This is a genomic window from Brucella pituitosa (genome assembly GCF_003049685.1).
GTDB classification, from domain to species: domain Bacteria; phylum Pseudomonadota; class Alphaproteobacteria; order Rhizobiales; family Rhizobiaceae; genus Brucella; species Brucella pituitosa.
This window is the reverse complement of sequence record NZ_PYSY02000003.1, coordinates 502,191-515,715: the sequence shown is the minus strand read 5'-3', so window position 1 is coordinate 515,715 and position 13,525 is coordinate 502,191. Positions and strand designations below refer to the sequence as shown.

Genomic DNA, 13,525 nt, shown 5'->3' with positions numbered 1-13,525 from the left:
TTATCAGTACCACGGCCTGCTCGGCAGGCCGGGAATCCGACAAGGGCTATCGGCGATGACGATTGCCCCCTCTTCCATCGCCCGCCCCTCATCACGGACACGGTTGTTCTGTGTCCTTGCAGGGCTCTATCTGGCTCAGGGCATTCCGACCTATCTGTTTGCTGCCGCCCTGCCTCCCATCTTACGAGAGCAGAATGTGTCACGCACCGCCATCGGTATGTTTTCCATTCTACTTCTGCCCATGGTCCTGAAATTTGCATGGGCACCTCTGGTCGACCGCTTCAGGCCATGGGCACGCTCTCACCGTGCCGGTTGGGTCGTCCTTACGCAAAGCGGGATCATTGCAGCCATTGTGTGTCTCATCCCGCTGGGACCGGATAATGTAACCGGGATTTTCGTTGTCGGCTTTATCGCATCGCTTTTGCTCGCCACACAGGACATCGCAACCGACGGCTATGCTGCAAAATATCTTGATGAGACAGACAGGCCTCTTGGCAACGCCATCCAGGGTGGTGCGGTCGCATTCGGCGTGCTGATCGGCGGAACGCTGGGACTGGTTCTTTATCACCACGCAGGCTGGGCGATCATGCTTGGCACGATCGCGTTTCTTTCGCTCATTCCTCTGATCGCCGCCTTGTCGATGCGGGAAACCGATCCAGCACCTTTGCTCGACGGGCAAGCTCTTTCACGTCCTTCGATCATGCATTTCCTACGCCGCGCCGAAGCACGGCAGATCCTGTGGATCGCACTGATCTATCGGGCCAGCGAAGGGCTGATGAAAGCCATGGAGGGACCTTATCTGGTGGATGCCGGCGTTCCGCTCGACGTGATCGGCTACCTGTCGGGTGCCGCCGCAGCAACCGCAGGCATTGCCGGCTCTGCTATCGCCGCCGTTCTTCTTAGGCGCAATGGTGTCGCCGCTGTGCTTGGGCTTCTGGGGGGCTTGAGAACAATCTGCTTCCTGCTGTTCACCCTGCATGCCTTCGGCGCACTGGGTGGAATCTGGCCGCTTTACGGGGCATCGGCATTTCAGACGATCATCCGGTACATGGAGATCGTTGCGCTCTACAGCCTTTTCATGAGCGTCACATCGCCCGATCAGCCCGGAACTGATTTTACGATCCTCGCCTGCGCGCAGATTGTTGTCTATCTGGCTGGCTCGATGGTTTCAGGCATCCTTGCAGATCGACTGGGCTACGGCCTTCTCTTCGCTCTGGCCGCAGCGCTTTCGGGGCTGGCCGTTCTCGCAACGATTAGCATGCTCAAGACACTACCGACCACAGGTGCTGTTGCCATTCGCAGGGAGCAGTCATGATCCGGCATCCCTCTTCTTCATGCATCTCGTGCCCTCATCGTGAAGGCGAGAAGCGCCGCCGTGGCAGCAAGGGTCGCGCTGGCAAAAAGCGGTGCCTGCGCAGAGACTGTGAAAAAATAGCCGCCGGAGATCGCGCCCGCTCCCTGGCCAAGTACATGCGCACTTGCAAGCCAGCCGGCAGCAGCACCCTGTTCTCCCTGCTCCATCTGGCCGGTGAGCCATCCAAGATAGTTGGGCGTGGCAATCGCCATTCCTACGCCCCCCATCACCAGTCCGCTCAAACTTGCATATGCGAGAGGTGTCGCCGCCACGAGCAGGACACCAGCAGCCAGAAGAACTGTGCCAAGGATAACACAGCTCCTATTGCCGAGCCGCAACCGGGGAATGACCAGTATCTGCGTCGCGATCATCGCGAGCGCGACGACGATCAGCGTGATCCCCGAAGCAGCCGTCGCCTCGACCGGACCGATAGCAAGACGCAGTTGCAGCAACGGCCCGAGGATCATCTGAACGTGTCCGAAAGACATCGTGACCAGAAATCCAAGTCCGAGAAACGGCAGCATGCGTCCGTCGAATGGAGAAAGATATGCTCTGCTATCGGAACGCGGATCAGCTTTGCCAACAGTGTCGTTCGCAGCAGGCACCAGCAGGAGACTGAGCGGACTTGCAACAAGCAGCATAAGTGGCAGAAGCGGCGTGACACTGGCGGTCACTGCCGCAGCCGAACCCAGAATGCGGCCAATGCTGAGACCAGCACTGAGCCGTGCCAAAGCAACGGTGCGCTCCTTTTGCGGCAACAATCCGGAAATCCAGGCTTGAGCAATCGGCATAATTCCAGCGGATGCCGCCCCATAGACGAAGCGCGACATTACGAGCAAGCCGAGAGCCATCACATAGGGCAGCGGACCTGTCATCATCAGCACCAGAAAGATGAGCTGCGCCAGCAGAAGTACGAGCCCCAGCCAATACAAAGCGCGCCGCGCACCAATTCGAGTGCCGAGCATTCCGCACAAAGGAGCACTGACAACGAAGGCCACTGCACCAAGACCCGCCGTAAGACCGATTTCACCCGTTTGCAGACCCGTCGCAGTCGCGATGAGCGGGACAAGGGCAATGAATGCTGTCTGATTAAAGCCAATAGTCGAAACGGCAATCGAGAGACGAGAAGATATTTTACGCGCAGTCGCATCGATAATCATGGAAATCACCGCATGTTTAATTTTCGATACCGTTAGCAACGTCAACATAACATGTAAATAAAAATCTGAAATTATTTCGGAGAAGCGAAATGAACAGAGTAATTAATACGAATTACTTCTCTGTATCGGAAAATATATTACTTAATTCTCTAATAAGAGAATGGGAAAATTGGGAAATAATAAAAAAAAACCTGTCAAATCCGTACAAAATCACAAAAAAATTCCTGCTTCTGAATCTTGCAGCTTCAGATACAGAGGTCAGGGTGCCTGTAATTTTCTGGTCGCTTGCCGGATATCATTGTTTCGGCACGCCCATGTGGAAATCTAATGGCGACCGGTTGGAACCCATAAGTTTGCCGGAACTGGCGCTTCTGCTTCTCAAGGAGAATGAGATCGGCGGCGGCGTTTCCCCCGATGCGAAACTACTCTTTCAGCAAAGAGTACTGGACAGCATGCGGTCAATCACCCGCCTCCTCCGGGAAACCGCCGATGAACGACCTTTTGCTGAATCCGATCCTGATTTCATTGAGGCAGAGAAAGCGTTGCGGTTCGGCCATGCAGTACACCCGTTTCCACGTAGCCGGGATGAATTCACTGACGAAGACAACCGCCGCTTCGGTCCGGAATATGGCAATGCCTTTGCTTTGCGGTGGTGGGCGGTCGAACCAGAACTGCTGGCACAGGGAGCGGCTGATGGCTTCGACGTAGCCGATGCTATCGCATCCATTACATCGGAGACCCGGTTGATTGATAAAGCAGCCGGACGACGGCTTATTCCATTGCATCCATGGCAGGCGGCGCGCCTTTCGCTACGCCCGGATATCCAGCGATTAAAGCGTCAGGGCAAGATAACCGATCTTGGCAGCGGCGGCCCCGACTGGCGCGCGACCAGCTCGTTACGCGCTATATATTCCCGCGAGAGCGACTGGATGCTCAAGTTCTCGCTCAGTCTCCGACTGACCAATTCGCGTCGCATCGTAGAACCAAGCGAATGCCTGCGGGGCATCAACGTCCATCGGCTCATAACGGGAACTATTGGCGAGGCTCTGAAAAAACGCTTTCCAGATTTTCACATCATGGGCGAGCCGGGCTGGATATCCCTGCTTTTGCCAGACGGTTCCATCGACAATGAAACGATTGCAGTTTTCCGCGAGAACCCGTTTCGCGGTGAGCAGCAACCGCACGCGGCCGTTCTTGCAGCGCTTTGCGAACGCCATCCAGATGGGAATGGCAGCCATGTCGCAGACCTCATAAGCCGGATCGCTGCATCGGAGGGCGCTTCAGAGAGCGACGTGGCGAAGCGTTGGTTCGAACGCTTTCTGGATGTTGCCATTGCACCTTTCATGATTGCCCAGGGTGATTACGGCCTGCTTTTTGGCGCTCATCAGCAAAATCTCGTTCTTGGTCTCCAGGACGGCTGGCCGAATGCACTCTATTTCCGTGATTGTCAGGGTACGGGTTACGTCCGCTCGTTCTTGCCGTTTCTGCAAGAACACCTGCCGGAAGCAGGTGCTGCGACCGACCATGTCTTCGACAGTGACGAAGCTGCTCAACTGGTTGGGTATTATCTATTCATCAACGGCGTTTTTGCACTTATCGCCGCGCTCGGCTCAGCGCGTTTCATTGATGAAAACGAACTTTTTGCGGCCCTGCGGCGCTTTCTGGAACAGCTTAGGAAGCAGCCTGTGCGGGACAAGACCGCGCTGGATTATCTCCTTCACAGCCCCACTCTGGTCGCCAAGGGAAATTTCATGATTTCTGCCGGAAACGTCAATGAAAACACAGACGTGACCGATCCCCTCGCCTCTTACATCCAGTTTCCCAACCCCCTTTTGACACGGTGAATCCATGAATGTTCAAACAAAGAGCAGTGACTATGAACGCCTTTCGCCACACGCAGAAATAGGTGGTGAATTATCCTGGCATTATTGCGCGACGCATTCCGAGCGACTTGCTGCAAGGCTGGACAAGAGCGGACGTATATCCCTGTTCGGCGACGCCGGAGCGTTTCGCGCCGAAGCAAACCTCAATTTCGACCGGCAAACAATCACGCTACGAGATGTCAGACTCGATCCTTTGCATAGCGATGCGACCGTGCTGCTTGCTGCCCTGTTGGATGCGGTGTTTCTGCGTTTTCCCGACATTCCATCTTTGGCGCTGCCGTCGGCCAGCGAACTTCCTCAGGTCAATGCTTTGGCTCTGCGGGAAGCCGAAGGGCTGTCCATAGTGGATCGCAATGTTTTACGCCAGTTGCCCTTGCTGTGGCGCAAGCAGGCCGCGCATATGCCTTATCCCAGTATCCGATCGGCGCTTGGCCCGGCTGACCGGCTGCCATTACTTCGTCCTCCTCGTCCATCCGGTGTGTTTTACGAACGTTGGATACCGGAGTTGAACAAGACCGTTTCCTTCCGTCCCATCGATCGCCGTACGGATATGGACCTGTTCTATGGCTGGATGAACCAAGGACGCGTCTCCTTTTTCTGGGAGCTTGCACAAAGCCCGGAGGCGCTCGAGACCTATCTTCTGGACCAGGAGCGTGACCCGCATATCTTTGGTGTTATCGCGAATTTTGATAACGAGCCGACTGGCTATTTCGAATTCTACTGGGCGCGTGAGGATCGTCTCGGTCCGCATTATGAGAGCGAGGATTTCGATCGCGGCTGGCATGGCCTGATCGGCAATCCCCGACACCTTGGCCGCCCCAAGACGCTCGCACTTTTTCGCTCGGTTACCCACTATCTGTTCCTTGATGAGCCTCGAACGCAACGCATCGTTGGTGAGCCACGGGCATCCCACCAGAAGATGCTCAGCTATTGCGCAGATGTGGCCTATGACAAGGTGAAGGAATTTGATTTTCCTCACAAGCGCGCCGCTCTGGTGTGTTGTGAACGGGACCGCTTTTTCAAGGAGGTGCCGTTATGAACCGTCAACCAGTCTCCGGGGCTCTTCTTGGCCCGCTTCCGGGCCGCAAAGCGGTTGATGACGAGATATGGGGAATAGTGAACCGAACAGCCATTGCCAAAACCATCTCGGAATTATCGTATGAGGAAGGCTTTGCGCCCGTGGCTTTGAACAAGGCAGAAACGACATGGAAACTGACGCTTGGCGATGCTGTTTCCTACCGTTTTGAAGCGCGCCGTCGCATCTGGGGGCAATTGCATATAGATCCGAAAAGCCTTGTCCGAGTGACACCGGCAGAAGAAGCCCCGGCAAATGACGCAGTCGGCTTTCTGGCAGATGCGCGTGATGTTCTGGAGATTTCGCCTGCCACGTTCTGCACTTATGCAAAGGAGCTTTACAACACGCTGATGGCAGATGTCCGCATTGTGGCGCGCCGTTCCGTCTTTAATTCAGAAGAGCTGGCAAGCCTGTCCGATATGGAGTTGCAGACGCTTCTTGACGGCCATCCCAAGGCACCGGCAAACAAGGGGCGGCTGGGCTGGGGATTGCAGGATATTGAAGCCTATGCGCCGGAATTCGACGCGCCGATCCAGCTTTTCTGGCTCGCCGCCGCACGCAGTCATTGCCAGTTCGCACTTGCACACGATCTTGCAGAGCCTGAGTTGCTAGCCGAATGCCTCGGCACAGGAGAACGAGACAATCTGCTTGCTGCGATGTGTGATGCGGGTGTCAGCCTCGACACGCATATGCTGCTGCCCGTCCATCCTTGGCAATGGCAATCGATGATCGTCAGCCAATATGCCAGTGAGATCGCTGCCGGACGACTGGTGCCGCTTGGTTATTTCGGCGATGCCTATATTGCGCAACAGTCCCTACGGACACTCGCCAATCAGGTTCGCCGACGAGCCCTTCATGTCAAACTGCCGCTTACCATCCTGAATACGTCTGCCTGGCGCGGCGTCCCCGGAAAATATATGCGGATCGGACCACAGCTGTCTAACTGGCTGGCTGAAACAGCCGAAAACGATCCGGCGCTGAAAAATGTCCGGATTCTGCAGGAAGTCGCCGGTGCATTTTACCCTCATCCGCACTTTGCAGCACTGAAAGGCGCACCCTATCAGTTTTGCGAGATGCTGGGGGCCATCTGGCGGGAGAGCCCGGAAAAGCATTTGCCGCAAGGGTGGCGTCCCATGATGATGGGAGCATTGGCGCAGTCTGATAATGCGGGGCGTCCCATTATAAGCGCCCTGATCGAACGATCCGGCCTGTCCCATGATCAATGGCTCGAACGTCTCTTCGATGCAGTCGCAGTCCCGCTCTACCATTTCTTGTGTTGTTATGGGGTTGGGTTCATTGCGCATGGCCAGAATATCACGCTTCTTCTGGACGGCGACATTCCTGCCGGTGTGGCGATCAAGGATTTCCAAGGTGACACCGATCTGATTGACCAAGAGTTTCTAGAGCTGGCAACACTCCCCGCAGATGTAAAGGCGACGTTGAAACGCCGACCGGCGGCCCATCTGCAGCAGCATCTCCAGACCGGGCATTTTGCGAGCGTGCTGCGGTTTCTTTCCGAAGCACTGGTCGCTCACGATAGCTATCCCGAATTATCTTTCTACACACGCCTCTCAGCCCGGTTGAGGCTTTATCAGCAAAGCCATCCGAAACTGGCCGAGCGATATAAACTTTTTGATCTGTTTCTTCCGAAAATACCGCGCATAGCGATTAATCGCGTTCGTCTTGCGATCGGCTATGGCGACACCAATGAGCGGCCAGTTCCCGCTCTTGGTACCGAGTTGAACAATCCTCTTTACCTCGCGGAAATGGCGTCTTTCTCCTCCCGGAGGGCGCAAACTTATATCAATGAAGGAGTTTCAGTATGACACATTCCATTCTTGATCTGTGCGGAATTGGCGTTGGTCCATTCAATCTCAGCCTGGCGGCGCAGCTGGATTCAATCGACGGCGTAAATGTCCAATTTTTTGATCGCAAACCCAAATTCGACTGGCACCCAGGCATGATGCTGCCCGGCGCAGAACTCCAGACCTCTTTCATGAAGGATCTGGTTACGGCCACGAACCCGACGAGCCCGTGGACATTTGCAGCCTATCTGGTTGCTCATAAACGGTTCTATGAGTTTCTCAACGCTGACTACGACGCCATTCCCCGCAAGGAGTTTGCGCGATATCTGTCTTGGGCTGCAGGGAACATTCCGAGCCTGAACTTTGGTCAGAATATCCGTGAGGTTACGTTTAGCGGCAACCATTTCCAGCTGACCTTCGATAATGAGGTCCGAACGGCCCGCAATCTCTCCCTCGGTGTGGGATTGAAGCCCTATGTACCTGAATGGGCCGGATCGGTGATCGGTGATCGCGCATTCCATTCAAGCGAAGCCGTACAGAAACTGGATACGCTGAAAGGCAAGAGGATTGTGGTTATCGGCGGCGGGCAGAGCGGTGCGGAGATATTCCAGCACCTGCTGGAACGAAGAGATTCCGATAACGAGATCAGCTGGATCAGCAGACGACCGAACTTCCAGCCGCTTGATGACTCACCGTTCACCGACGAGCATTTCACCCCGCAATACGTGGCCGAGTTCCATCAGCTTGCCGAACCGCGACGGCACGCGATCGTTGAGCATCAAAAGCTCGCAAGCGATGGCATTTCCGCTTCGACGATCAGGGCTATATATCGGCGTCTCTATGAACAGCGTCATCTGGATGGCGATGCCCTACAGGCCACCCTGCTTCCATACCGGGAAGTTCTTGACCTCAAGCAGGATAGCGCAAGCCTGTCGATCGTGATGCGCAACGGTTTCGACGGCACGATCGAGATGCTGAGCGCCGATCATCTGATCTTTGCCACAGGCTACAAATTTTCGCTGCCTGAGTGCCTCTCTGCAATTCAGGACCGGCTGTCAATTGTCGAAGGCAGGTCTTTGCGTGTCGGCGCGGATTTCGCTCTCGACTGGAACGGGCCAGCCGACCGCCGGATCTTTGTGCTCAACGCTGGCAGGCATTGCCACGGTATCGCCGAGCCGCAATTAAGCCTGATGGCCTGGAGAAGCGCTGTCATCACAAATGCGCTTCTAAAGCGCGCGCATTTCGATCTGGAATTTCCCGGAACCGCTTTTAGATGGGGGACGAGTGGCGTTGATGCGAACTGCTCTGCGTCAGCCATTTCGTAACAACTGCGGCTCGTAATATTTCAAAATCCATCGGAGGTACAGATCGTAGCTCTGATGGCATCAAGCCTCTTATGTTAGGGGCCACTCGACAATGCGGGTAACGGTGATAACTCAAGATATCGGGATCATTAGCGCTGAAATTATTGCTTCGCCAGTGAGCATGCAACCAGGAGCTAAACACAAGGGCACCCTGGTGTCCATGGTTTCAAGGCCGATATTAGTGCCAGCGCGGATGCGGCAATTGCCGAGCAGACCGCCATCATACCCATCAACACCAACGACGATTAGGCTTGCATTGGATGCGAGGGCGAGGAGGTAGGTAGCCAGAATATGCGTTCAAATTCGCCTGACCACCATCGCCTACAATATGAAACGAAGCTCGATGATCATCGCGACAGCCATATAAGTTGAATAACGCGGCCGCGAGGGGGCTATGATTGCCATACACGCACATAGAAGTGAAACCATCTGCTGCAAAATAAGGGAGAAGATGGACCGGAACAGGTTAAACTGTTGGATGTTTCCAAGATCAATAATCGCATCTAAACGAAAGATTCCTTGCAGTTTAGTATCTCCAGGACCTTTAATTTCTGCAAGGGGATCGGGTCATGCCATTTACTAGCGAGCTTTATAAGACCATCTTTACGCCAGATGAGCTCAAATGCGTACAAAGATCATACACTCTTTGCTGCGAATTGTTGGGCAGTATTCCTCACTCCTCCGAAAGCGAAAATCTTTTAGCACAATTCGTTTTGCGTGCTTTCGAAGATTCGAAACATGATCCAGAGCTGGCGGCTCAACGCGCCTTCGAAATGGTTCGGATGCTGCAATAAACCTCGCGCACTTCCAAAACACCGCGGCCAGCCAGCAATGTGTGGTCGTCCGCTTTGACACCCGCCGAACCGACTTATCCAGCGATCGCGTCGATAGAAGCTATCACAAGTGATGTCGCGAACCATGCGGAAGGCAGACGGGAGTGGGGCATTTCATTTTACCGACCGGTCATTTTCAGAACGGCCTCAGGCAAACGCTCGCCCTTGAGTTTGATCTTTGAAGCCTTGGCATCAATTTCTACAAGATCGTCCGCTGTCAGATCAAATTCAACCGCCCCAAGATTTTCGTCCAAGCGATGAAGCTTCGTCGTCCCTGGGATCGGTACAATCCAAGGTTTCTGCGCCAGCAACCAGGCGAGCGCGATCTGGGCAGGGGTAACACCTTTGCGATCAGCAACACATTTCACCACGCCGACCAATTCCATATTGGATTTCCGGAACTCCGGCGCGAAACGCGGCACGATATTTCGAAAGTCCCCCTGCTCGAAAGTCGTATTCGCATCGATCTTACCCGTGAGGAAACCTGCCCCAAGCGGGCTGAAGGGAACAAAGCCTATGCCGAGCTCCTCAAGGGTCGGAATTAGTTCCGCCTCTGGGCCGCGCCAGAACAGTGAATATTCGCTTTGCACTGCGGTGACGGGCTGGACGGCATGAGCGCGACGGATGGTCTGGACACCGGCTTCCGACAGTCCGAAATGCTTGATCTTACCGGCCGCAATCAACTCCTTAACTGCTCCCGCAACATCTTCGATTGGCACTTCGGGATCAACACGGTGCTGGTAAAAGAGATCGATGCGATCTGTCTTCAAACGCTTCAGTGCCGCGTCTGCCACCGCTTTGATATGATCAGGCCGACTGTTAGTACCGCCACTGCGCGCGCCCGTTTCGAGGTCTATATCGAAGCCGAACTTGGTGGCGATTACTACCTTGTCGCGAATTGGCTGCAGCGCTTCACCGAGCAGCGCCTCATTGGCGAACGGCCCATAGGCTTCGGCAGTGTCGAACATCGTGACGCCACGGTCATGCGCAGCATGGATGAGCTTAATCATATCGCTCTTTTCGGCGTTCGCTCCATAAACTCCCGTCATACCCATGCAGCCGAGGCCAAGGGCTGAGACTTCGAGGGCATTTCCAAGTTTGCGTTGCTTCATAGACTTTCTCCAATCATGTATTTTGGCCTGGCTTTAACGTCGCGACGCGGCCAGCCATCTGGTCACTTGTGTGAGTGTTCGACGCTCTTGGTCAGCTTCGATAGAAAAACTCTCTTTGAGGAGCGCATCAGGGGCCTGTTCGGCGAGTACTGACTGGCTGTTGCCAAGCCCGTAACCACCATGTGTGACGAAGGGCACCAGCCGTTTGCCCGACAGGTCGTGGGCTGAAAGAAAGGAGCGAATTACCGGCGGGGCAGTCTGGCTCCAGATTGGAAAGCCGAGATATACCGTACGGTAGGTGGACATATCTGCGACCGTCTCTAACAGCTCCGGCTCAAAGCCCGCGTCACGTTCGCGCTGTGACTGCGCAACCGTTTCCTCGTAGTCTTCCGGATAGGGTTCTGTCGGCCTGATTTCAAAGAGGTTTGCGCCGACGGCACGACAAATTTGACGCGCAATCACGGCGGTGTTTCCGGTTCGCGTAAAATAAGCGACACACGTTTCCGACCCGACGTCGACAAGCTCTTCGCTAACCGTCGCGACGGAGTTGTCGGCAAAGGATAGCAGCGCCGGCGTCGCCAGCATTGTTCGGCGAGTGATCTTGACCAATGGCTTCACCTGGTACGCCCTAACTCACTTGATCTCTTTATCCATCGTTAACTGAAGTTTAGTGCCTGCTGATATCCGCGATAAGATGCTATAATTCGAATAGGCCTTTTAGCGGAGCTAACAAATCAAGATGGAAAATCTGAAAGATCTTGCCGTATTCGGAACCGTTGCCCGGGAGCGCAGCTTTACCCGCGCTGCCGCAAAGCTGCGTGTTTCACCTTCCGCGCTCAGTCAGACAATCCGCAATCTCGAGGAGCGACTGGGAGTGCGGCTCCTGACTCGCACGACACGCAGCGTTGCTCCAACCGAAGCTGGCGAACGCCTGCTGCGAACCATCACCCCCCGCTTCGAGGAAATAGAAGCTGAACTGGCCGCACTGAGTGCGTTTCGCGACAAACCAGCCGGTACTATACGCATCACGGCTGGCGAGCATCCGGCAATCTCGGTCCTGCAACCGGCGCTGAAAAGTATCCTGCCGGATTATCCGGATATCAAGGTCGAGATTATCATCGACTATGGCCTCACCGATATCGTCAAGGAAGGCTTTGACGCAGGTGTGCGCATGGGCGAGCAGGTAGCAAAAGACATGATCGCGGTACCTATCGGCCCCCAGATGCGAATGGCGGTTGTCGCTTCGCCCGAATATTTCAAGCGATACCCGATCCCAAAGACACCCCAAGACATGGCTGCGCATAACTGCATCAACATTCGCCTGCCAACTTATGGCGGAGTGTTCAGCTGGGGTCTGGAAAAGAAGGGCCGTGAAGTGAAGGTTCGCGGCGAAGGACAGCTCATATTCAACAGCCTCGCCATGCGGTTGTCATCAGCCCTGGATGGTCTTGGCATAGCCTATATGCCCGAAGATCAAGCGCTCCCCTACATCACCGACGGGCGGCTCATCCGGGTTCTGGAGGATTGGTGCCCCTGGTTTCCCGGCTATCATCTCTATTACCCAAGCCGACGGCAGCAATCGCCGGCGCTGGCACTCCTAGCGAACATTCTTCGTTATCGCGGCCGCTGAAGCCATTTCATCATATAGCAGGTAAGCCCGATGGGGAGGCCAGCGATTGCACGCCACGCCCATGAGCATCGGCCAGCGCAGAACGGAGAACACGGCAACGATCGATGGTTTCGTCGCTCATTTCGGAACCCTTTCCACGCTGTGGATGGCGGGTTCACGACCTCGCAAAAGAGGTCGCTATGTCGTTCCGTCAAGCTTCTTTTCGGTGAGAAATTTCGATATCTGGTCGGCGATCTCGGCATTGTTCAGGTCGGACATGAGGAAGTGCGTGTTACCGCGGATGCCGATATCTGGCAGGTGCACCAGCCTGGCATCGCCGCCGCGCTTGTTGATCGCCTCAACCCAGACCTTCGCCATGGCGAGCCGCACACGCCAGTTGTCCTGGCCACGTTCCGTGGTCGGCTCGACCGGAAAATTGTCCCCGTAGTAGATGATGATCGGGATGCGGGTGAGCTTCTCGAAATCAGCCAGAGGCACGGCATCAGGCTTCAACGTGCCAGCGGCGCTGGGCATTTCCGGGGGCAACTCGCCCTCAGGGAAGATGAAGCCGCTACCGGGTTCCAGCGCGACGATCCCCTTGACATTCTGGCTCTTGATGGCCGCCAGCCAGCCGGGACCACCCGCCTGCGAGTGCGAGAACAAGATGCCGGGTCCGGTCCTTTCGAACAGAGCCGCCAACGCATCTGAGATGACCGCAGCGTCGTAGGGTCCGGTGTTGGGCGTCACCGAGCGAAAGAATTGGTCCAGCGTCTCCGGCTTGCGGTCGAACTGGACGCTCTCGAAATAATCAGGCCATTTGCCGATACGGAACTGGTCGAAGAACAACTGGTCGAACGGAACAGGCTCGACGCTCGCAGCGACGGTACTGTTGCCCGCCCTGCCACGACGTGGCTGATCCACGACATAGACAGGAAAATGCAGTCGCAGAAACATTGTCTGGAAACCTTCGCGCCCGTCCGACGTCGTTTCCCAGCTGCGACCCGACTGGTAGGCACCATGCAACATGACGATCGGCAATGGCTTCGGATCCTGGGGAATCTGATAAAAGGCGTGGAGGTGATCGCCATGGAAGCTCTGCCCTTCGGCGGTCGGATTGTTATTGTTGTACGTGCCTGGCGTCCTCACCACCGTCCCGCCAACGGCCAGGCTTCCCTGTTCCTGAATTGTCAGGGGCTCGAACTTTGCTATCTGTTCAGCCATAGAAGCGGCCGGAGACAGCAGGGAAGCCACCACCATCAGGGACGCGATGAATTGATTGCATGAGTGCAAAGCATTTCTCCTTCTCGGTGTTGTTGCGCCAGGAAAGATA

At 55.4% G+C, this 13,525-nt stretch carries 11 protein-coding genes; 7 read left to right on the top strand and 4 right to left on the bottom strand.

Going from position 1 to position 13,525, the window contains the following annotated elements:
* Window positions 1–55 precede the first annotated feature (55 nt).
* Complete coding sequence (locus C9380_RS22715) at window positions 56–1,315, top strand: MFS transporter (protein ID WP_128094772.1); 1,260 nt, start codon at window positions 56–58, stop codon at window positions 1,313–1,315.
* A 17-nt stretch (window positions 1,316–1,332) separates the two neighbouring features.
* Here the strand turns inward: C9380_RS22715 and C9380_RS22710 are convergent, their stop codons facing one another.
* Entirely contained in the window at window positions 1,333–2,514 is a 1,182-nt protein-coding gene (locus C9380_RS22710) for an MFS transporter (protein WP_128094771.1), read from the bottom strand.
* 314 nt (window positions 2,515–2,828) lie between these two features.
* Here C9380_RS22710 and C9380_RS22705 point away from each other — a divergent pair, with 314 nt between their 5' ends.
* The 5 genes from C9380_RS22705 (at window position 2,829) to C9380_RS26970 (ending at window position 9,435) form a co-directional block, all read left to right on the top strand.
* Window positions 2,829–4,358, top strand: a complete 1,530-nt coding sequence (locus tag C9380_RS22705; protein WP_128094770.1) for an IucA/IucC family protein — start codon at window positions 2,829–2,831, stop codon at window positions 4,356–4,358.
* Window positions 4,359–4,362: 4 nt separating this feature from the next.
* Window positions 4,363–5,436: a GNAT family N-acetyltransferase gene (locus tag C9380_RS22700; protein WP_128094769.1), complete on the top strand. Its 1,074-nt coding sequence runs from the start codon at window positions 4,363–4,365 to the stop codon at window positions 5,434–5,436.
* Window positions 5,433–7,298, top strand: a complete 1,866-nt coding sequence (locus tag C9380_RS22695) for an IucA/IucC family protein (RefSeq protein ID WP_128094768.1) — start codon at window positions 5,433–5,435, stop codon at window positions 7,296–7,298. Before C9380_RS22700 ends, C9380_RS22695 begins: the two co-directional genes overlap by 4 nt.
* Entirely contained in the window at window positions 7,295–8,602 is a 1,308-nt protein-coding gene (locus tag C9380_RS22690; protein WP_128094767.1) for a lysine N(6)-hydroxylase/L-ornithine N(5)-oxygenase family protein, read from the top strand. Before C9380_RS22695 ends, C9380_RS22690 begins: the two co-directional genes overlap by 4 nt.
* A gap of 608 nt (window positions 8,603–9,210) precedes the next feature.
* Window positions 9,211–9,435, top strand: a complete 225-nt coding sequence (locus C9380_RS26970) for a hypothetical protein (RefSeq protein WP_151081293.1) — start codon at window positions 9,211–9,213, stop codon at window positions 9,433–9,435.
* 158 nt (window positions 9,436–9,593) lie between these two features.
* Here the strand turns inward: C9380_RS26970 and C9380_RS22685 are convergent, their stop codons facing one another.
* Both C9380_RS22685 and C9380_RS22680 read right to left on the bottom strand, forming a co-directional pair.
* Window positions 9,594–10,586 carry an aldo/keto reductase gene (locus C9380_RS22685; RefSeq protein WP_128094766.1) on the bottom strand — a complete coding sequence of 331 codons (993 nt, stop codon included), beginning with the start codon at window positions 10,584–10,586 and terminating at the stop codon, window positions 9,594–9,596.
* Window positions 10,587–10,619: 33 nt separating this feature from the next.
* Window positions 10,620–11,195 carry a flavodoxin gene (locus C9380_RS22680; RefSeq protein ID WP_247877624.1) on the bottom strand — a complete coding sequence of 192 codons (576 nt, stop codon included), beginning with the start codon at window positions 11,193–11,195 and terminating at the stop codon, window positions 10,620–10,622.
* Window positions 11,196–11,325: 130 nt separating this feature from the next.
* Here C9380_RS22680 and C9380_RS22675 point away from each other — a divergent pair, with 130 nt between their 5' ends.
* On the top strand, window positions 11,326–12,216 hold the full coding sequence (locus C9380_RS22675; RefSeq protein WP_128094765.1) for a LysR family transcriptional regulator: 891 nt from the start codon (window positions 11,326–11,328) through the stop codon (window positions 12,214–12,216).
* Between the two features lie 177 nt (window positions 12,217–12,393).
* Here C9380_RS22675 and C9380_RS22670 read toward each other — a convergent pair whose 3' ends face one another.
* The gene (locus C9380_RS22670) at window positions 12,394–13,416 is read right to left on the bottom strand and encodes an alpha/beta hydrolase (protein WP_247877623.1); all 1,023 of its coding nucleotides are present in this window, start codon (window positions 13,414–13,416) and stop codon (window positions 12,394–12,396) included.
* Window positions 13,417–13,525 lie beyond the last annotated feature (109 nt).

Coding starts and splice junctions, on each gene's coding strand:
- C9380_RS22670 (WP_247877623.1), bottom strand. CDS start 13,416: ATGGCTGAACAGATAGCAAAGTTCGAGCCCCTGACAATTCAGGAACAG.
- C9380_RS22675 (WP_128094765.1), top strand. CDS start 11,326: ATGGAAAATCTGAAAGATCTTGCCGTATTCGGAACCGTTGCCCGGGAG.
- C9380_RS22695 (WP_128094768.1), top strand. CDS start 5,433: ATGAACCGTCAACCAGTCTCCGGGGCTCTTCTTGGCCCGCTTCCGGGC.
- C9380_RS22705 (WP_128094770.1), top strand. CDS start 2,829: ATGTGGAAATCTAATGGCGACCGGTTGGAACCCATAAGTTTGCCGGAA.
- C9380_RS22700 (WP_128094769.1), top strand. CDS start 4,363: ATGAATGTTCAAACAAAGAGCAGTGACTATGAACGCCTTTCGCCACAC.
- C9380_RS22685 (WP_128094766.1), bottom strand. CDS start 10,586: ATGAAGCAACGCAAACTTGGAAATGCCCTCGAAGTCTCAGCCCTTGGC.
- C9380_RS26970 (WP_151081293.1), top strand. CDS start 9,211: ATGCCATTTACTAGCGAGCTTTATAAGACCATCTTTACGCCAGATGAG.
- C9380_RS22715 (WP_128094772.1), top strand. CDS start 56: ATGACGATTGCCCCCTCTTCCATCGCCCGCCCCTCATCACGGACACGG.
- C9380_RS22710 (WP_128094771.1), bottom strand. CDS start 2,514: ATGATTATCGATGCGACTGCGCGTAAAATATCTTCTCGTCTCTCGATT.
- C9380_RS22690 (WP_128094767.1), top strand. CDS start 7,295: ATGACACATTCCATTCTTGATCTGTGCGGAATTGGCGTTGGTCCATTC.